Origin of the sequence: Rhizobium sp. 007, from assembly GCF_015353075.1 — a bacterium.
Lineage (GTDB): Bacteria > Pseudomonadota > Alphaproteobacteria > Rhizobiales > Rhizobiaceae > Rhizobium.
Map to the genome: position 1 here is coordinate 3,301,051 of NZ_CP064187.1, position 20,967 is coordinate 3,322,017.

The following is a 20,967-nucleotide window of genomic DNA, read 5'->3' on the forward strand; positions in this document are numbered from 1 at the left end:
TTTAATGGGCAAGAAACCGGCAATGGAGAAACGTAGGGACGAGGTTCCAAGCCGCGGCGGCAACGATGCGGCGTTCGGCTATGCGCCCCTGCCCGGCATTGCCGACGAGATGGTCGATAACAACGGCGCCATCCGCCCGGTCTGGCAGCGCTTTCTTGCGGGCTTCGGGGCAATTCCCGAGAAGGAACTGACCGAGCGCTTCGCCCGAGCCGACCGCTATCTGCGCGATGCCGGCGTATTCTACCGCGCCTATGGCAGCAAGGGCACCGGCGAGCGCTCCTGGCCGCTGTCGCATATCCCGGTCCTGATCGACGAGCGCGAATGGCAGGCGCTTTCCGCCGGCCTGGTGCAGCGCGCCGATCTGCTTGAGGCGATCGTTGCCGATATCTATGGCGACAACAAGCTGGTCGACGACGGCTTCCTGCCACCTGGCCTGATCGCCGCCAACCCGGAATTCCAACGCCCGCTTGCAGGCGTAAAGCCGGCGACCGGCCACTACCTGCATTTCTGCGCCTTCGAGATTGGCCGCGGCCCGGACGGAAACTGGTGGGTTCTGGCCGACCGTACACAGGCGCCGTCAGGTGCAGGCTTCGCGCTTGAAAGCCGCGTTGCCACGACGCGCGCCTTCTCCGATATCTATGCCGAAACCCCGGTTCACCGTCTCGCCTCCTTCTTCGGCGCCTTCCGCGATGCGTTGCAGACGATGAAACATTCCGGCGACGATCGCATCGGCGTTCTGACCCCCGGACCGGCAAACGAAACCTACTATGAACACGCCTATATCGCCCGCTATCTCGGCTTCATGCTGCTCGAAGGCGAAGATCTGACGGTGGTCAACGGCCGCGTCATGGTTCGCACGGTGGCCGGCCTGAAGCCGATCGGCGTCCTCTGGCGGCGCCTCGATTCCGCCTATGCCGATCCGCTGGAGCTGAACCAGAATTCGCATATCGGCACCCCCGGTCTGGTCGAGGCACTGCGTGCTGAATCGGTGACGATCGTCAATGCTCTCGGAACCGGCATCCTCGAGACGCGCGCCTTGCTCGCTTTCATGCCGACGATCTGTCGCCGCCTGCTTGGCGAAAAACTGTACCTGCCGTCGATCGCCACTTGGTGGTGCGGGCAGAAGGAGGAGCGCGAACACGTCGCGACGAACATCGAGAAGATGGTGATCGGTCCCGCCTATTCGCGCGCTCCCTTCTTCGACGATAGCGGCGAGTCCGTCCTCGGCTCGTCGCTGCGCGCAACGGCAAAGGATTCGATCACCGACTGGCTGAACTCCGACGGCCCGAAACTCGTCGGCCAGGAAGTCGTCACGCTGTCGACGACGCCGGCCTGGGTAGACGGAAAGCTGACGCCGCGGCCGATGTCGCTTCGCGTCTTCGCCGCTCGCACGGCGAATGGCTGGCAGATCATGCCGGGCGGCTTTGCCCGCATCGGCGCCGGCGATGACGCCGCTGCGATCGCCATGCAGTCGGGCGGCGCGGCGGCAGACGTCTGGATCGTCAGCGACAAGCCGGTCGAGCGCCATACCCTTCTGCCTGCCGAAGGAAGCTTCACCCGCAACATGTCGGGCAGCCTGCCAAGTCGGGCGGCCGACAATCTCTTCTGGCTCGGCCGCTATATCGAGCGCGCCGAAGGAGCGCTGCGCATCCTTCGCGCCTGGCACGCCCGTTACGCCGAAGCTGCCGATCCGAGTCAGCCGCTGCTTGCCGATGTTTCGGAATATCTCGCTGCCGTCGACATCGGCACGGAGGAAGCCGTGCCCGAAACGCTGCTGCGCAACATCGACAGCGCCGTCTATTCCGCCAGTAATATCCGCGACCGGTTCTCGCCGGATGGCTGGCTGGCCCTGAACGACCTAGCCAAGACCGCGCACCGCTTCCATGTCAGCGTTGCAGCGGGCGACGACGCCAGCCATGCCATGACGATCCTGCTGCGCAAGCTCGCGGGCTTCGCAGGTCTCGTGCATGAAAACATGTATCGCTTCACCGGATGGCGCTTCCTCTCGCTCGGTCGCTATATCGAGCGCGGCCTGCACATGACGCGTCTTCTCGGCCACATGTCCGGCCCCGATGCCCCTGATGGCGCGCTGGATATGCTGCTCGAAATCGGCGATAGCGTCATGACCCACCGCCGCCGGTACAACGTCAACACCGCCCGCCTGACCGTCACGGACCTTCTGGCGCTCGACCCGCTAAACCCACGTTCGGTTCTCTTCCAGATGAACGAGATCCATCGCGAGGTCGAGCAGCTGCCGAACGCCTTCGTCAACGGCCAGATGTCGCCATTCTACCGCGAGGCCATGCGCCTGCATTCCGGCCTCGCCGTCATGACGCCGGAAACGATGACCGGCGAGTTCTACAAGAAGTTTGAACGCGAGCTCGAGCAGCTGTCCGACCTTCTCGCCCAGACCTACCTCGGGTGACCGCCGTGCTCTACGACCTCACCCTGCACATGGGATACACCTACGACACTCCGGCTTCCGGCGCGCGTCACATCATTCGGCTGATGCCGCTTTCGCTGCCCGACCGGCAGCGGCTGGTCGCAGGCTCGATTACCATATCTCCGTCGCCGGACGAGCAATCGCATTTCACCGATTTCTTCCTCCATCCGGCAACATCCATCCTGCTGCGGTCGCCGCACGAGACGTTGGATATCCGCATGCAGGCCCGCGTGCAGGTCGATAGCCGTTCGATCGCCGCCGATTTCTCGCCGGATCTCGACCGCCTGCCGAAGGAGGTCGCCGGCGTCTGGTCGCTGGAGCCTGACTCTCCGCATCATTTCCTCGCCAGCAGCCCTCGTCTCACGGAAACCCGCGCCATTTCGGACTATGCCCGGGACTGCGCGCCGCCCGGCCTTACCGTGCTGCAGATCGCCAATGCCTTGTGCACCCGCATCAACAAGGATTTCACCTACGATACGGAAGCAACGACGGTAGATTCCACAGCTCTCGACGCTTTCACCCTGAAGCGCGGCGTCTGCCAGGATTTCGTCCATGTGATGATCCTGGCGCTCCGCAGCCTCGGCATCCCGGCAGGCTATGTCTCCGGCTTCCTGCGGACGATCCCACCACCCGGCAAGGAAAGGCTCGAAGGCGCTGACGCCATGCATGCCTGGGTCCGTGTCTGGTGCGGTGAAACCCTGGGCTGGATCGAACTCGACCCGACCAACGACATGCCCGCCGGCACCGACCACATCGTCGTCGCCTATGGCCGCGACTATTCCGACGTCGCCCCTGTCATCGGCGTCCTGAAAAGCTACGGCGGCCATCGCGCCGTGCAGGCCGTCGACGTCATTCCCATCAAGTGATCGGAAGACAGGAATAGCCGCTGCTTCCTGGAGCCTCGCGACCAGCAAGACAAACCCTGTCTCATATCTTTTTGACTGCCTGAATCCCGAAATCAACCGACCTTGGCGGAAGCATCCGCATGTCTTCCTGGCCTCTGTGCCGGAATGAGCCGATGGCGACGGTAAGTGTGTAGGACTGACGCAGAACCCGCCGCCACAGACGTTAATGCGCAAAAGCGCCAGCTGTCCTCTTGGCGAGAAGGTTATCCGGCAAACGCAGTAAATCATGTCCCGAAATCGCAAGGTATCTGCAATTTTAACGATTACCTTAAGACCTGTGGTAACAACCGCGCTGTAGATATGGAAACAGCATAAACCCTCTCTTGCTGCAGGTGACATGATGTCTCCCATATCTTTTCTGCGCGCCAACATTACGCGCGCCTTACGCGATCGTTCCGGCAATTTCGCCATGATGACGGCGATTTTGATGCCAGTCGCGATTGGCGCCGCCGGGCTCGCCGTCGATGTATCCAACATGATGCTTTCGCAACGTCAGTTGCAGGAAGCCTCCGATTCGGCTGCGCTGGCTGCAGCCTCCGCGCTCGTCGCCGAAAAGGTCGATGTGAACGGTGCCAAGGAGCTTGCCAAGAACTTTGTCATCGGCCAGATGTCAAACTACATTGACGATTCCGACACCATCGCGGCCCTAAAGGATGCAATGTCTGTTGTTGTCACAGAAACCGCATCCGGTTCGGGCGGCAAGACTTACAAAGTTGAGGTCAAAACTGCCTACAACATGGGCAATAGCGCGCTGATGCGCATCTTGGGCAAGGAAAGCACGGAAATCGGCTCATTGTCCAAGACAGAGAGCAGCACCGAAAACACCGTCACAAAGAGCTCGCTCTCGATGTATCTCGTGCTCGACCGTTCGGGCTCGATGGCCGAGGATACTACGACCTCGCATACGTACACGGAAAGTTACAACTGTGGCTCGAGAAAGAACCCAAAGACCTGCGATCGAACCGTTACGGACTACTACACCAAGATCGAGGCATTGAAGCTGGCCGTTTCGAACCTGCTGACCCAGTTGAATACCGCCGATCCTAATCTGCAATACGTCCGCACGGGCAGTGTCTCTTACAATGACCAAATGCAGTCGGCGTTGAATCTGGCCTGGGGAACGTCTGCCGTGTCAACCTACGTCCACGCTCTGACCGCGACAGGCGGGACAGATTCAAGCGATGCCTTTAAGACGGCATATGACAAGATTATCGACCCGGCCGAGAATACAGCGCACTTGAACAAGAACGGCCTGACACCCGACAAATACATTGTCTTCATGACGGACGGCAACAACAATTACACGTCAGCCGATACTGAAACCAAAAAATCGTGCGACTTGGCGCGCGACAAAAATATCACGGTCTATACGGTTGCGTTCATGGCTCCCGATCGCGGCAAGGCGCTGCTAAGCTACTGCGCGACGAGCTCTTCAACCTATTTCGCAGCCGAGAACATGGCCTCGCTCGTCGCGGCCTTTAAGATAATCGGCTCATCGGCCGCCAAACAGAGCATACGCCTGACCCAATAAAATTCGGCGCTCATCCTTTCAAGGAAAAGCCGCTCCGGAACAAACCGGGGCGGCTTTTCGTTTAGGGCTAATCTCGCGCATCAGACCGGGAAAACCAATTGAAATCAAGTCCCTTATGCAGGTGAACACGACGGTTTCGCAAATTTTTGCTTTCGCTAAATCCCTTGTTGCAAGTGCTTGGTAACGATGCATAAACTGCCGTGACCGGCGTGCGTGCAAAGTCGGCTTCGTCAGACGTAACGCACTGAAACTAAATCAAATTTGGCGAGATATGACGATGAACCCCGTTTCCAAGCCGACCATCCCTTCTCCCGCCCCGCGCAGTTCCCGCCCGGAAATTCTAGCCGAAGAAATCATCGAACGCCTGACTTACCGCATCGGCAAGGATGCAAAAGTTGCCAAGCCGCATGACTGGCTGACGGCGACTATCCTCGTCGTTCGCGACCGCATCATTGACAAATGGATGGAGTCGACGCGCAAGGTCTACGCGACAGGCGACAAGCGCGTTTACTATCTATCGCTTGAGTTTCTGATCGGTCGCCTGATGCGCGATGCCGTCACGAACATGGGCCTGATGGAGCAGGTGCGCGATGCGCTCGCCTCCCTCGGCGTCGATGTCAACGTGATCGCCGGCCTCGAGCCGGATGCTGCTCTCGGCAACGGCGGCCTCGGGCGCCTCGCGGCCTGTTTCATGGAAAGCATGGCAACGGTCGAAGTGCCGGCCTATGGCTACGGCATCCGTTATGTCCACGGCCTCTTCCGTCAGCAGCTTGCCGACGGCTGGCAAGTGGAATTGCCGGAAAGCTGGCTCGCGCATGGCAACCCCTGGGAATTCGAACGCCGCGAAAGCGCCTATGAAATCGGCTACGGCGGCACCGTCGACGTCGCCAACAATGCCGAAGGCGAGCCGCGCTATGTCTGGAAGCCGGCAGAGCGCGTCATTGCCGCTGCCTTCGACACACCGGTGGTCGGCTGGCGCGGCAAGCGCGTCAACACGCTGCGTCTCTGGTCGGCCCAGCCGATCGACCCGATCCTGCTCGACGCCTTCAATGCCGGCGACCATATCGGTGCTCTGCGCGAAAGCAACAAGGCGGAAAGCCTGACGCGTGTGCTCTATCCGGCAGACGCGACGCCCGCCGGACAGGAGCTGCGCCTTCGCCAGGAATTCTTCTTCTCCTCCGCCTCGCTTCAGGACATCCTGCGCCGCCACCTGCAGCAGTATGACGATTTCACGTCGCTGCCGGACAAGGTGGCGATCCAGCTGAATGACACGCACCCCGCCGTTTCGGTTGCCGAGCTGACGCGCCTGCTCTGTGACGTTCACGGCATGGATTTCGAGCAGGCCTTCGATATCGTCCGCCGCACGATTTCCTACACCAACCACACGCTCCTGCCGGAAGCTCTCGAGACCTGGCCGATCCCGCTCTTCGAACGGCTGCTGCCGCGTCACATGCAGCTGATCTACGCGATCAATGCCAAGATTCTGCTTGAGGCCCGCAGGGAAAAGAACTTCTCCGACACCGAAATCCGGGCGATCTCGCTGATCGACGAGAGCGGCGACCGCCGGGTGCGGATGGGAAATCTCGCCTTCGTCGGCTCGCATTCGATCAACGGCGTATCCGCCTTGCATACCGAACTCATGAAGGTCACGGTCTTTGCGGACCTGCACAAGCTCTATCCGAACCGCATCAACAACAAGACGAACGGCATCACGCCACGCCGCTGGCTGCAGCAATGCAACCCCGGGCTCACCAGCCTTATCCGCGAGGCGATCGGCGACGAATTCATGGATGACGCCGAAAAGCTCACGCCGCTCGAAAAATTCGCCACCGATCCGAGCTTCCAGGAAAAGTTCGGCTCCGTGAAGCGCGCGAACAAGGTGGCGCTCTCCAATCTTGTCGCCAGCCGCATGGGCGTGAAGCTTGATCCTTCCGCGATGTTCGACATTCAGATCAAGCGCATCCACGAGTACAAGCGCCAATTGCTCAACGTTGTCGAGGCGGTCGCTCTCTACGACCAGATCCGCTCGCATCCCGAACTCGACTGGGTGCCGCGTGTGAAGCTCTTTGCCGGCAAGGCGGCGCCGAGCTATCACAATGCCAAGCTCATCATCAAGCTCATCAACGACGTCGCCCGCACGATCAACAACGACCCGGCCGTCCGCGGCCTCCTGAAAGTGGTCTTCGTGCCCAATTACAACGTCTCGCTTGCCGAGGTCATGGTGCCCGCCGCCGACCTCTCCGAGCAGATTTCGACGGCCGGCATGGAAGCCTCCGGCACCGGCAACATGAAGTTCGGTTTGAACGGAGCGCTCACGATCGGCACCCTGGACGGGGCGAATGTCGAAATGCGCGACAATGTCGGCGCCGACAATATCGTTATCTTCGGCCTGCGCGCCGATGAAGTCGCCGATGCCCGCACCGATGGACACAACCCACGCGCCATCATCGAAAGCTCCCGGGAACTGTCGCAGGCGCTGGCTTCGATTGCCGGCGGCGTCTTCTCGCCGGATGACCGCAATCGCTACGCCCAGCTGATCGATGGCATTTATTCGCACGACTGGTTCATGGTCGCCGCCGATTTTGACGCCTATGCAGCCGCCCAGCGGGACGTGGACCAGATCTGGAACAAGCCGTCCTCCTGGTATGCCAAGACCATCAACAATACCGCGCGAATGGGCTGGTTCTCCTCCGACCGCACGATCCGGCAGTATGCCGATGAAATCTGGAGAGCCGGATGAAAACGCCGAAAGTCGCCCTTGAAGTAAAGCGTCCCTGGGAAATTTCGGCAGACGAAATAACGGCAATCCTTGCCGGCTCGCACGCTAATCCATTTGCTGTGCTCGGCGTGCATGAGGCAGGTGACAGCTACGCTGCCCGCTGCTTCATTCCCGGCGCCGAAGAAGTCACAGCCTTGACCCTCGACGGCAGCGTCATTGGCGAACTGACGCAGCTCCATCCGGATGGCTTTTTCGCTGGCCCGGTCGCGCTGTCGAAACGGCAGCCGGTGCGCTACCGCGCCCGGCGCGACGATGCGGAATGGGCCGTCACCGACCCGTACAGCTTCGGCCCCGTGCTCGGCCCGATGGACGATTACTACGCGCGTGAAGGCTCGCATCTCCGCCTCTTCGACAAGATGGGGGCGCACTGGATCAAGCACGAAGGCGCGCAGGGAATCCATTTTGCCGTCTGGGCGCCGAATGCCCAGCGCGTTTCCGTCGTCGGCGATTTCAACAATTGGGACGGACGCCGACATGTGATGCGTTTTCGCGCCAGCGCCGGCATATGGGAAATCTTTGCGCCGGATGTCCCGACGGGCGTCCCTTACAAGTTCGAGATCCGCGGCCATGACGGCGTTCTCCTGCCGCTAAAAGCCGATCCTTTTGCGCGGCGCAGCGAATTTCGTCCGAAGACGGCCTCCGTCGTTGCGCCTGAACTTCTGCAGGAATGGCAGGACGAAGACCACCTCAAACACTGGAGCGAAACCGACAAGCGCCGCCAGCCGATCTCGATCTATGAGGTGCATGCCGGTTCATGGCAGCGCCATCAGGATGGTTCCTTCCTCTCCTGGGACGAGCTTGCTTCCAGCCTCATCCCCTACTGCGTCGACATGGGCTTCACCCATATCGAATTCCTTCCGATCACCGAACATCCCTACGATCCGTCATGGGGCTACCAGACCACCGGCCTTTACGCGCCGAGCGCCCGCTTCGGCGAACCGGAAGGTTTTGCGCGTTTCGTGAACGGCTGCCACAAGGTCGGCATCGGTGTCATTCTCGACTGGGTGCCCGCGCACTTCCCCACCGACGAACACGGCCTCGGCTGGTTCGACGGCACCGCACTTTACGAGCATGAGGATCCGCGCAAAGGTTTCCACCCGGATTGGAATACGGCGATCTACAATTTCGGCCGTACCGAGGTTCAATCCTATCTCGTCAACAACGCGCTCTATTGGGCGGAGAAATTCCATCTCGACGGCCTGCGTGTCGATGCCGTCGCCTCGATGCTCTATCTCGATTACTCGCGCAACCACGGCGAATGGATTCCGAACGAATACGGCGGCAACGAAAACCTCGAGGCCGTCCGCTTCCTTCAGGACATGAACACCCGCATCTACGCCGAGCACCCGGGCGTCATGACCATTGCCGAGGAATCGACCTCCTGGCCGAAGGTCTCGCAGCCGGTGCATGAAGGCGGCCTCGGCTTCGGCTTCAAGTGGAACATGGGCTTCATGCACGACACGCTGAGCTACATGAAGCGTGATCCGATATATCGCAGGCATCACCACAACGAACTGACCTTCGGCCTGCTCTACGCCTATTCGGAAAACTTTGTTCTGCCACTCTCCCATGACGAAGTGGTGCACGGCAAAGGTTCACTGATCGCAAAGATGCCTGGCGATGACTGGCAGAAATTCGCAAACCTGCGCGCCTACTATGCCTTCATGTGGGGCTACCCCGGCAAGAAACTGCTCTTCATGGGCCAGGAATTTGCGCAATGGAGCGAATGGAGCGAGGCAACCTCGCTCGACTGGAACCTGCTGCAATACCGCATGCACGAAGGCATGCGCCGCCTCGTACGCGACCTCAACTTCACCTACCGCTCCAAGCCGGCGCTGCACGCGCGCGATTGCGAAGGCGACGGTTTCGAATGGCTGATCGCCGACGATCACGAAAACTCCGTCTTTGCATGGCTGCGCAAGGCACCGGAACACAAGCCGATCGCCGTCATCACCAATTTCACGCCGGCTTACCGCGAGAACTATTCCATCCGCCTGCCGCTCGAAGGCCGCTGGCGGGAAATCCTGAATACCGATGCCGATATCTACGGCGGCAGCGGCAAGGGAAATGGCGGGCGCGTGCAGGCCGTCAACGCCGGCGGCAGCATCGTTGCGTCGATCACCTTGCCGCCGCTGGCGACGATCATGCTTGAACCTGAGACTTGAAGACTGGTGGGAGGAGTAGACAATGGTAGAAAAGCGCATTCAGCCACTTGCCCGCGACGCAATGGCCTATGTTCTGGCCGGCGGCAGGGGGAGCCGCCTCAAGGAACTCACCGACCGGCGCGCCAAGCCGGCGGTCTATTTCGGCGGCAAATCACGTATCATCGACTTTGCACTGTCGAACGCGCTGAATTCCGGCATCCGCCGCATCGGCGTCGCGACGCAGTATAAGGCTCACTCTCTGATCCGCCATATGCAGCGTGGCTGGAACTTCTTCCGTCCCGAGCGAAACGAAAGCTTCGACATCCTGCCGGCCAGCCAGCGCGTCTCGGAAACGCAATGGTACGAAGGCACTGCCGACGCCGTCTATCAGAACATCGACATCATCGAGGATTACGGCGTCGAGTACATGGTCATCCTTGCAGGCGATCACGTCTACAAGATGGATTACGAGTGGATGCTGCAGCAGCACGTCGATTCGGGCGCGGATGTCACCATCGGCTGCCTGGAAGTGCCGCGCATGGAAGCCGTCGGCTTCGGCGTTATGCATGTGGACAAGGCCGACCGGATCATCGATTTCGTCGAAAAGCCCGCCAATCCGCCAGGCATTCCGGACAAACCTGATTTTGCGCTGGCGTCCATGGGGATCTACGTCTTCCACACCAAGTTCCTGATCGACGCATTGCGCCGCGACGCAGCCGATCCGAATTCCAGCAAAGATTTCGGCAAGGATATCATCCCCTATATCGTGAAGAACGGTAAGGCGGTCGCGCACCGCTTCGGCCAGTCCTGCGTCCGCTCGGATTTCGAACACGAACCCTATTGGCGCGATGTCGGAACGATCGAAGCATACTGGCAGGCGAATATCGATCTGACGGCGATCGTCCCGGAACTTGATATTTATGACAAATCCTGGCCGATCTGGACCTATGCGGAAATCTCGCCACCGGCAAAATTCGTCCACGACGACGAAGACCGCCGTGGCTCGGCCACCTCCTCGGTCGTCGCCGGCGATTGCATCATCTCCGGCGCCACGCTTCACAAAAGCCTTCTTTTCACCGGTGTTCGCGCTAACTCCTATTCGAAATTGGAGGGAGCCGTCGTCCTTCCGAGCGTGAAGGTCGGCCGGCGCGCGCAATTGAAAAACGTCGTGATCGATCATGGCGTCGTCATTCCGGAGGGCCTTGTCGTCGGCGAGGATCCGGAACTCGATGCCAAGCGGTTCCGGCGGACGGAAAGCGGTATTTGCCTGATTACGCAACCGATGCTCGATAAGTTGGATCTTTGAACATATGAAAGTTCTTTCGGTTGCGTCCGAAGTCTTCCCTTTGATCAAAACAGGGGGCCTTGCCGACGTGGCCGGCGCCCTGCCAATCGCACTCAAGCAGTTCGGCATTGAGACGAAGACCCTCATGCCCGGCTATCCGGCAGTCATGAAGGTCATTCGCGATCCGGTCGTTCGCCTGCAGTTCGATGATCTGCTGGGAGCGCCCGCGACGGTGCTGGAAGTGGAATATGAAGGCCTCGATATCCTCGTTCTCGACGCTCCTGCATATTACGATCGCGTGGGCGGTCCCTATCTCGACCACACGGGCAAGGACTATGCCGACAACTGGCGGCGTTTCGCGGCGCTATCGCTGGCGGCTGCCGAAATCGCCGCGGGCCTGATGCCGGACTGGCGGCCGGACCTCGTACATGCCCACGACTGGCAAGCGGCCATGACGCCGGTCTATATGCGCTACTATCCGACGCCTGAGCTGCCGACCGTTCTGACAATCCACAACATGGCATTCCAGGGCCAGTTCAGCGCCGACATCTTCCCGAGCCTGCGCCTGCCGCCGCATGCGTTCTCGACCGAAAGCATCGAATATTACGGCCATATCGGCTTCCTGAAAGGTGGCCTTCAGGCTGCGCACGCGATCACCACCGTAAGCCCCACCTATGCCGAGGAAATCCTGACGAACGAGTTCGGCATGGGGCTGGAAGGTGTCATCGCCAGCCGCCGCGACGTGCTGCACGGCATCGTCAACGGCATTGATGCTGAAGTTTGGAATCCGGCAACCGATCCGGTCGTCCACACACATTACGGCGTCACGACACTTAAAAATCGCGAAGAGAACCGCAAATCGATCGCCGAATTCTTCCGCCTGCATGATGACGGCGCGCCGATATTCAGCATCATCAGCCGCCTTACCTGGCAAAAGGGAATGGACGTGATCGCTGCGACCTGCGACGCAATCGTCGCCCTCGGCGGCAAGCTTGCCGTCCTCGGCTCCGGCGATCCAGCGCTTGAAGGCTCGCTGCTTGCCGCAGCCGCCCGTCATCCCGGCCGCATCGGCGTCTCGATCGGATATAACGAGCCGATGTCGCACCTGATGCAGGCCGGCTGCGATGCCATCATCATTCCCTCGCGTTTCGAACCTTGCGGTCTCACCCAGCTTTACGGCTTGCGTTATGGCTGCGTGCCGATCGTGGCACGCACCGGCGGTCTCAACGATACCGTGATCGATGCCAATCACGCCGCGCTTGCAGCGAAAGTCGCAACGGGGATACAGTTTTCTCCCGTCACCGCAGAGGGTATGTTGCAGGCAATCCGGCGTGCACTACATCTCTTCGCGGACCAAAAAGTCTGGACCCAATTGCAAAAGCAGGGCATGAAATCGGATGTCTCGTGGGAGAAGAGCGCCGAGCGCTACGCTGCCCTCTATTCAAGCCTCGCCCCGAAAGGCAAGTGACAGAAATGAACAAATCTGTATCCACAACGCCCTACCAGGACCAGAAACCCGGCACGTCGGGTCTCAGGAAGAAGGTCCCGGTCTTCCAGCAGCCGAACTATGCTGAGAACTTCATCCAATCGATTTTCGATTCTCTGGAAAGCTATCAGGGCAAGTGCCTCGTCATTGGCGGCGACGGACGCTACTACAATCGCGAGGTCATCCAGAAGGCGATCAAGATGGCCGCCGCCAACGGCTTTGGAAAGGTCATCGTTGGCAAAGGCGGCATTCTTTCGACCCCGGCTGCCTCGCACATCATTCGTAAATACAAGGCTTTCGGCGGCATTATCCTTTCTGCCAGCCACAATCCCGGCGGCCCGACCGAAGATTTCGGCATCAAATACAACGTCAACAACGGCGGGCCGGCGCCGGAAAAGATCACCGACGCGATCTATGCGCGCACCAGGGTGATCGACAGTTACAAGATCGCCGATTTCCCGGACGTGAACCTCGATCGCATCGGCAAGGAAGAACTGCCCGGCGGCATGATGCTTTCGGTCATCGACTCGGTCGAGGACTATACCGCGCTGATGGAGGAGCTCTTCGATTTCGGCGCGATCCGCAATCTGATCAGCCTCGGCTTCCGAATCGCCTTCGATGCGATGAGCGCCGTTACCGGCCCCTATGCCAAGGAAATCTTCGAAAACCGTCTTGGCGCGCCGCTCGGCTCGGTGCGAAATTTCATGCCGCTGCCGGATTTCGGCGGGCATCATCCGGATCCGAACCCTGTCCACTGCAAGGAACTCTATGACGAGATGATGGGCGAGGACGCGCCCGATTTCGGCGCCGCTTCGGACGGCGACGGCGACCGCAACCTCATCATCGGCCGCGGCATCTTCGTCACCCCTTCAGACAGCCTGGCGATCCTCGCAGCCAACGCCAATCTCGCGCCGGGATATTCCGGCGGCCTGGCAGGCATCGCACGCTCCATGCCGACCAGCGGTGCTGCCGACCGCGTCGCCGAAAAACGCGGCATCGGCATGTATGAAACGCCGACCGGCTGGAAATTCTTCGGCAATCTGCTCGATGCCGGCATGGCAACGATCTGCGGCGAGGAAAGCGCCGGAACCGGCTCCAGCCACGTCCGCGAGAAGGACGGCCTCTGGGCCGTACTCCTCTGGCTGAACATCCTTGCCGTCCGCGGCGAAAGCGTTCAGGACGTCGTTACCCAGCATTGGCAGACCTATGGCCGCAACTACTATTCCCGCCATGACTATGAAGGCGTGGATACCGACGCTGCAAACGGCCTGATCGATAATTTGCGCAGCCAGCTTGCAGCCCTGCCGGGCAAGACCTTCGGCGGCTTGACCGTCGAAAAAGCGGACGACTTCGCTTATCACGATCCGGTCGACAAGTCGGTCAGCGAACATCAGGGTATTCGCATTCTTTTTTCGGGCGGCTCGCGAGTCGTGTTCCGCCTCTCCGGCACCGGGACGTCCGGTGCGACGCTACGTGTTTACCTGGAGCGTTACGAGCCAGATTCGACCCGGCACAACATCGAGACGCAGGAGGCGCTGGCCGACCTGGTCGCCGCCGCGGAAAGCATCGCGGACATCCGCAAGCACACGGGCCGTGATGCACCTTCGGTGATCACCTGATCGGAGGCTCATGCGGGCGGACAACAGGGCTAAAGGGGGCGCGATCCTTTTCGAAACCGGCGTCGAATTCGCCGTCTGGTCTCAGCATGCCGCAGAGATCCAGCTCTGCCTCTTCGATGAAACCGGCAACAAGGAACTCGCGCGCCTGCCGATGGCGCGTGAAAAAAACGGCCATGTGCACCGGCTTTTCGTCGACGGTCTGAAGGAAGGCGCCTGTTACGGCTTACGGGCCGACGGCATCTATGCTCCGGAAAACGGTCTCTGGTTCGATCCGTCCAAGCTTCTGGTCGACCCGTACGCCAAACAGCTCGACCGGCCGTTCCGCCATGATCCGCGTCTCGGCATCTTCGGCGAAGACACGCAGAACCTGATGCCGAAGGCGATGGTGACCCGCGATACGAAAGTGACGTTGGAGAAACCCCTCTTCAAGCCAGGCGGTTTTATCTATGAAGTCGCGGTCAAACCCTTCACGATCCTTCACCCGGACGTTCCCGAGACGCAGCGCGGCACCGTCGCCGCCCTTGCCCATCCCTCAGTGATTGCTCATCTCAAGCGGGTCGGTGTCGATGCCGTCGAGCTGATGCCGATCACCGCTTGGATCGACGAGCGCCATTTGCCGCCGCTCGGACTAGCGAACGGGTGGGGCTACAATCCCGTTGCCTTCATGGCGCTCGATCCGCGCCTCGCGCCGGGCGGCATGGCCGAACTGCGCGATACGGTTGCGAAGCTTCGGGTCGAAGGCATCGGCGTCATTCTTGACCTCGTCTTCAACCATACCGGCGAGAGCGACCGTTACGGCACGACGCTGTCGCTGCGCGGCCTCGACAATCGCTCCTTCTACCGGCATCTGCCCGGCCGGCCCGGCGAGCTTGTCAACGACACCGGGACCGGCAATACCGTCGCCTGCGATCATCCCTATGTCCGCCAGCTCATCATCGATAGCCTCCGACATTTCGTCCTCGGCGCCGGCGTCGATGGTTTCCGCTTCGATCTGGCGCCTGTTCTCGGCCGCACGGCAAACGGCTTCGAGGCCCATGGAGGGACACTCTGCGCAATCCTCGACGATGACGTGCTCGCCGAGCGCATCATGATCGCCGAGCCTTGGGATATCGGTCCGGGCGGCTATCAACTCGGCAATTTTCCAGCTCCCTTCCTCGAATGGAACGACCGCGTTCGCGACGATATCCGCTGCTATTGGCGCGGCGACGACTGGAAGACCGGGCCGCTCGCAACAGCACTGGCCGGCTCCTCCGACATTTTCTTGCGAAACGGCGGAACGGCGACGCGCAGCGTCAATTTCCTCGCCGCCCATGACGGTTTCACGCTGAAGGATCTCGTTGCCTACAGTCATAAGCACAACGAAGCGAACGGCGAGGAAAACCGCGATGGCCACAACGAGAACCATTCGTGGAACAACGGCATCGAGGGCGAAACGCGCTATCCCGATATCATCAAGAAGCGCCGTGGCGATCTGAAGGCGCTGATCTCGACGCTCTTTGCCAGCCGCGGCAGCATCATGCTGACGGCGGGTGATGAAGGCGGGCGAACACAGCGCGGCAACAACAACGCCTATTGCCAGGACAACGAAATCACCTGGGTCGACTGGGAGGCGCTGGATGAAGAATTGATCGCCCACACCGCCTTCGTGGCAGCATTGCGAAAGCGCTTCTCCGTCTTCTCCGAATCCGGCTTCTTCGACGGCAACGGCGATGTCGAATGGATATCCTCCTCGGGCAATCCGATGACCGTTGGAGAGTGGGAGACTGCGAATCTTTCCACGCTCGGCATGCTGCTCACAACGCGCGACCGCGACAGCCGCAGACAGGTGCGTCTGGCCGTGCTTTTCAACCGATCGAACAATGCGATGGACTTCGTCCTCCCGCCCCCAGACACTGCCGCGTGGCGGCTGTTGAGCGCGTCCGGCAACTCCGAGAAGCTTGGCGCGGCCGTGATCGTTCCGCCGCGATCGGCCATCTTTTGCGTCGGGAATTGATTCAAGCCGCAACGAATGTGAATCGTTGTCGTAATTGTCATAAATCCACTGTAAGCAATTGAGCAGGCGGCTTTTTTCATGGGGAATTTATGGTCAGGGAAATTTCGCTCGCGGAAGTCCGCGGGCTCATTGGCACGAAAACAGGGCTTTCAGATTGGATTCTTGTCGATCAGGCGATGATCGACGCTTTTGCGCACGCCACCAACGACCATCAGTTCATCCATACCGATCCGGCCCGCGCGACAACCGAAAGCTCCTTCGGCGGCACGATCGCCCATGGTTTCCTGACGCTCTCTCTGCTTTCCACAATGAATTACAATGCGTTGCCCAAAATCCGCGAGCAGACGATGGGTATCAACTATGGATTCGACAAGGTGCGCTTCATGGCGCCGGTCAAATCCGGCACCCGCATCCGCGGCCATTTCATCCTCGCCGACGCACGCTTCCGCGGCGCCAGCATGCTGATGACCACATATGAAGTGTCCATCGAGATCGAAAACGAGAAGAAACCCGCGCTTACTGCGAACTGGATCACCATCATCCAGTTCGACCCGAAGGACCGGCCGGAGGAAACCTGAGGAGCAGGCTTCTTTGGAAATCCCCGCGCAGTTTAATATCCTCGAAACCGGGAGCTGGATTGTAAACCACAGGATGAATTCGGCGTTGGTGGAGACACTCTTCTGGGAGGATGCCCGATATCGGCTCCTTGAGGACCTTGCCGAATATCCCGCCAAAACCATTGATGGCGCGAAGTTAACGCTGTTCGTATGGCGGGAATTTTGCGAACGCGCAGTTCCGCCCGCGATCAGTTTCAGCGGCCATTGAATTGCTGAAAGCGGCTTTGCGTCCTTAGCCGCTCTCGCGCGATTTCACGGCCGGCGTGTCAGTGCCCCGCATCTTCTGCCGCCTCGGCCAGCAGACCGAAGACATAGTCGGAAAACGACCGCCAGCATTCGATCCGGTACGTATCGTCCTCGGTGCGGAAGAACACGACTTCCGCCTTGCCGAACAGCGTGCGCGAGCAGGCGCCGACCGGAAATGTGCCGATCGACAGGTCCTGCGGGCAGCCGCCCGAAAGCGCGGCTTCGGCGCCGGGGCCAGAGACGATGATGCCGACATTGCGATGGGAGACATCCGTCGCCGAATGAAGGAGGCTGACACCTGATAACAAGGCCATCAGATCTGCGCCGTCTTCATCGATCACCAGCCATTCGTCGGGGCCGAGCCAGAGCACTGAACGTCCACCCTCGCGGCCCGAGGTTTTCGGCGCATCCGGGATCGTGACGCCGAGAGCCGATGAAAGAGCTTTGAGCGAAGCTGCCGGCGCCCGCAGCGCCACCCGGCTCGCCGCAGGCGCAGGCGTCAGCCGCACAGTGGCAGAACCGCCGTGGTTGCCGGAAAGAGCGGATTTGCGAATTGCCACATCAACCATTGATCCGGCCTCCTTCTTTGTCAAAGAACACCATGTCCGTCACTTCAACGGCAATCGTCTTGTCGGGCATTGGTACATACAGAGTCTCGCCTGTGCGCGCCCGGCCGCCGGCGACCAGCGCGAAGGCGATGGACTTGCCGAGGTTTTCCGACCAGTAGGACGAGGTCACATGACCAAGCATGGTCATCGGCTTCGGCTCGTTCGGATTGGCGACGATCTGTGCGCCCTCTTCGAGCACCAGCTTCGTATCCTTCGTAACGAGACCGACAAGCTGCTTGCGGCCTTCCCTGACGAGATCGGGACGCTTCAGCCCCCGAATGCCAACAAAATCCGTCTTCTTCTTGGAAACGGCCCAGGAAAGACCTGCGTCATCCGGCGTGACCGTGCCGTCCGTATCCTGTCCAACGATGATATAGCCCTTTTCGGCGCGAAGAACGTGCATCGTCTCGGTGCCGTAGACGCAGGCGCCGAGCGGCTCGGCATTTGCCCAGACAGCTTCCAGCACCGACTGGCCGAAATCGGCTGGAACGTTGATTTCGAAGCCGACTTCGCCAGTAAACGACACTCGGAAGAGGCGCGCAGGTACGCCGCAGACCTTGCACTCGCCAACGCTCATATGCGGGAAGGCCTCGTTGGAAATATCGAGCCCCTCAACGAGCGGCGCGACGATCTCGCGCGCCTTCGGACCTTGCACGGCAATCACAGCCCATTGCTCGGTAACGGAGGTCAGCCACACCTTCAGGTGCGGGAACTCCGTTTGCAGATAGTCTTCCATGTGATGAAGAACGCGCGGCGCGCCGCCTGTCGTCGTCGTGACATGGAAACGGTCATCCGCAAGGCGCCCGACAACGCCATCGTCGTACACGAAGCCGTCTTCGCGGGTCATGATGCCATAGCGGCACTTGCCGGGTTTCAGCGTGTCCCAGGCATTGGTGTACATCAGGTTCATGAACTCGGCCGCATCCGGGCCGACGACCTCGATCTTGCCGAGCGTCGAGGCATCAAAAACGCCTGCGATGTCGCGAGCCGTTTTGCATTCGCGGGCAACCGACTGATGCATCGTCTCGCCGGCGCGCGGATAGAACCAGGCACGCTTCCAGTTGCCGACGTCTTCGAACACAGCGCCATGCGCCGCTTCCCACTGATGCATCGGCGTCTTACGCGCGGGATCGAAGAGCTCGCCGCGCGAATGGCTGATCAGCGTGCCATAGGTGACCGGCGTATAGGGCGCACGGAAGGTCGTGAGGCCGACCTGCGGGATTTCCTTGCCGAGCATTTCGGCGGCGATCGCCAGACCGTGCATGTTGGAGAGCTTGCCCTGGTCGGAGGCCATGCCGTTCGTCGTGAAGCGCTTGATGTGCTCGATCGAGTGCATGCCTTCGCGCACTGCAAGACGGATGTCCTTGGCGCAGACATCGTGCTGGAAGTCTATGAAGGCCTTGGCGCTCGTCTCCGGGCCGGCACCTTCGGCAGCACCGATCATACCTCCGGTCCAGTCATAGGCCTGCTCGGCCGAGATGCTGATCTTGCCACTGCCCGATTTTCCGACGGCTTGCGCCATCAGCTCGCCGGCCGCAAGAGACTCTTCGATCGTCTGCTGCAGGCCGTCCGTGCCGTTGCAGGCGCCGACCGACAGGCAGTCCTGCGCATAGGTGCCGGGCAGGAAGCGCTGGCTTTCCGGCTCGAACTTCACCTTGCCGCGCGACTGCGAGAAGAGGTGCACCGACGGCGTCCAGCCGGCCGAAACCAGCAATGCGTCGACCGCAACTTTGCGCGGCGAGCCGCCGCCGTTGCGGGCGACGGTCATCGATGAGACGCGGAGCTTGCCCGAAGTATTGATGACCGATTGTCCAGCCAGCACCTCGATACCGAGCGAACGCGCTTCGGCAAGAACTGCAGCCCCCGGCGTCTGGCGGCAATCGACGATCGCAGCGATTGCCACGCCGGCACGCTTCAGGTCGAAAGCGGCTTCATAGGCCGAGTCATGGGCGGTGTAGACACCAACCTTGGCTCCGACGGCGACGCCGTAGTGGTTCAGGTACATGCGCGCGGCAGACGCCAGCATGATGCCCGGACGGTCGTTGTTTCGGAATACCATGTGCCGCTCGATTGCACCGCTGGCGAGGATCACCCGCTTGGCGCGGACCTGCCAGAGACGCTCGCGCGGCAGGTCACGGCCCGGCTTGGCGATATGGTCGGTCACGCGCTCGGCAAGAGCGATGAAATTATGGTTGTAGTAGCCGAAGGCCGTCGTGCGGGTCAGAACCTGCACGTTGTCCATCGCCTTCAGCTTGGCAGCCGCCTGCTGCGCCCAGACGTAGCCTTCGATGCCGTCGATCTTCACGCCGCAGTCGAAGCGCAACGCACCGCCGCATTCCGCCTGCTCGTCGCAGATGATGACGCGGGCGCCCGTCTCAGCCGCGGCAAGGGCAGCGGAGAGACCTGCAACGCCCGCACCGGCGACGAGCACGTCGCAATGCGCATAGCGGCTTGCGTAGTGATCCGGATCCCCTTCCGTCGGCGCGACGCCGAGACCGGCGGAACGTCGGATGAGTGGCTCATAGACATGCTTCCAGGCGGCCTTCGGCCACATGAAGGTCTTGTAGTAGAATCCCGCCGCAAAGAACGGCGAAAGCAGATCGCTGATGCCACCGACGTCAAAAGCAAGTGACGGGAAGCGGTTCTGCGACTTGACGATCATACCGTCGAAGACTTCCTGAACCGTGGCGCGCACGTTCGGCTGCTTTCGCGCCGAGTCTCGGGCAACGTCGATCAGCGCATTCGGCTCTTCCGCACCGGCTGAAAGGATGCCGCGCGGGCGGTGGTACTTGAAGGAGCGGCCGACGAGATGCACGCCGTTGGCGATCAGCGCCGAAGCGACGGTGTCGCCTTCGAGCGCGGTATAGCTCTTGCCGTCGAAAGTGAAGCGGGCGGTTCTCGCCGGCGTCAGGCGTCCCTTGCCTGGAATTCGGTTCGCGCCGCTCATTTCGCCTCTCCTTCCGTCGCTTCATAGGTTTCGACGGGGGCGTGCGGGACGCTCGCAGCGCCTATTTCAGGCTTTGGCTCGCCTGCCTTGTAGGTCATGATGAATTTGTCGCTGATGGTGTCGCGCGCTGCATTGAAGAAACGGCCGCAGCCGTGGATGTGCCGCCAGCGTTCGAAGATCAGACCCTTCGGGTTGTCGCGCAGGAAGAAATACGCCTCGAATTCCTCGTCGGAAATCGAAGCGATATTCTGGGGCCGCGCAATATGCGCGTCGCCAGCGCCACGGAATTCGAGCTCGGAGCGCTCTTCCTGACAGTATGGGCAGTAGATCAGTAGCATTGGATTCCCTTGTCGGAAGTGCGTGG

13 protein-coding genes and 1 pseudogene are annotated in these 20,967 nt (G+C 60.6%); 11 read left to right on the forward strand and 3 right to left on the reverse strand.

The annotated features are described in order from the left end of the window. Nucleotides 1–4: 4 nt before the first annotated feature. The 11 genes and pseudogenes from ISN39_RS16210 (at nt 5) to ISN39_RS16260 (ending at nt 17,038) form a co-directional block, all read left to right on the forward strand. Nucleotides 5–2,425, forward strand: a complete 2,421-nt coding sequence (locus ISN39_RS16210) for a circularly permuted type 2 ATP-grasp protein (protein ID WP_194728198.1) — start codon at nt 5–7, stop codon at nt 2,423–2,425. Beyond that, a complete protein-coding gene (locus tag ISN39_RS16215; RefSeq protein WP_074069676.1) occupies nt 2,422–3,309 on the forward strand; it encodes a transglutaminase family protein in 888 nt (295 codons plus the stop codon). Before ISN39_RS16210 ends, ISN39_RS16215 begins: the two co-directional genes overlap by 4 nt. A gap of 448 nt (nt 3,310–3,757) precedes the next feature. Next, nucleotides 3,758–4,879 (forward strand): VWA domain-containing protein, encoded by a 1,122-nt coding sequence (locus ISN39_RS16220; protein WP_246763242.1) that lies wholly within the window; start codon nt 3,758–3,760, stop codon nt 4,877–4,879. A 277-nt stretch (nt 4,880–5,156) separates the two neighbouring features. After that, complete coding sequence (locus tag ISN39_RS16225; RefSeq protein ID WP_194728199.1) at nt 5,157–7,619, forward strand: glycogen/starch/alpha-glucan phosphorylase; 2,463 nt, start codon at nt 5,157–5,159, stop codon at nt 7,617–7,619. Continuing rightward, nucleotides 7,616–9,823, forward strand: coding sequence for a 1,4-alpha-glucan branching protein GlgB (gene glgB, locus ISN39_RS16230; RefSeq protein ID WP_194728200.1), 2,208 nt, complete (start codon nt 7,616–7,618; stop codon nt 9,821–9,823). Before ISN39_RS16225 ends, glgB begins: the two co-directional genes overlap by 4 nt. Nucleotides 9,824–9,845: 22 nt before the next feature. Beyond that, nucleotides 9,846–11,108, forward strand: a complete 1,263-nt coding sequence (gene glgC / locus ISN39_RS16235; protein ID WP_074069678.1) for a glucose-1-phosphate adenylyltransferase — start codon at nt 9,846–9,848, stop codon at nt 11,106–11,108. A gap of 4 nt (nt 11,109–11,112) precedes the next feature. Then, nucleotides 11,113–12,555, forward strand: a complete 1,443-nt coding sequence (gene glgA, locus ISN39_RS16240) for a glycogen synthase GlgA (protein WP_194728201.1) — start codon at nt 11,113–11,115, stop codon at nt 12,553–12,555. A 5-nt stretch (nt 12,556–12,560) separates the two neighbouring features. After that, nucleotides 12,561–14,192, forward strand: coding sequence for an alpha-D-glucose phosphate-specific phosphoglucomutase (locus tag ISN39_RS16245; RefSeq protein ID WP_194728202.1), 1,632 nt, complete (start codon nt 12,561–12,563; stop codon nt 14,190–14,192). Nucleotides 14,193–14,202: 10 nt separating this feature from the next. Beyond that, entirely contained in the window at nt 14,203–16,185 is a 1,983-nt protein-coding gene (glgX, locus tag ISN39_RS16250; RefSeq protein ID WP_194728203.1) for a glycogen debranching protein GlgX, read from the forward strand. Between the two features lie 89 nt (nt 16,186–16,274). Further along, complete coding sequence (locus ISN39_RS16255; protein WP_194728204.1) at nt 16,275–16,763, forward strand: MaoC family dehydratase; 489 nt, start codon at nt 16,275–16,277, stop codon at nt 16,761–16,763. A gap of 13 nt (nt 16,764–16,776) precedes the next feature. Beyond that, a pseudogene (locus tag ISN39_RS16260) lies at nt 16,777–17,038 on the forward strand (hypothetical protein). A gap of 30 nt (nt 17,039–17,068) precedes the next feature. On the opposite strand, the gene ISN39_RS16265 reads toward ISN39_RS16260, so the two are convergent. The 3 genes from ISN39_RS16265 to ISN39_RS16275 are packed head-to-tail and all read right to left on the reverse strand — an operon-like array spanning nt 17,069 to nt 20,941. Continuing rightward, entirely contained in the window at nt 17,069–17,617 is a 549-nt protein-coding gene (locus ISN39_RS16265) for a sarcosine oxidase subunit gamma (RefSeq protein ID WP_074069683.1), read from the reverse strand. Beyond that, a complete protein-coding gene (locus ISN39_RS16270) occupies nt 17,610–20,603 on the reverse strand; it encodes a sarcosine oxidase subunit alpha (RefSeq protein WP_194728205.1) in 2,994 nt (997 codons plus the stop codon). The genes ISN39_RS16265 and ISN39_RS16270 overlap by 8 nt, the downstream gene beginning before the upstream one ends. Next, nucleotides 20,600–20,941 carry a sarcosine oxidase subunit delta gene (locus ISN39_RS16275; RefSeq protein WP_074069685.1) on the reverse strand — a complete coding sequence of 114 codons (342 nt, stop codon included), beginning with the start codon at nt 20,939–20,941 and terminating at the stop codon, nt 20,600–20,602. The genes ISN39_RS16270 and ISN39_RS16275 overlap by 4 nt, the downstream gene beginning before the upstream one ends. Nucleotides 20,942–20,967: the final 26 nt, after the last annotated feature.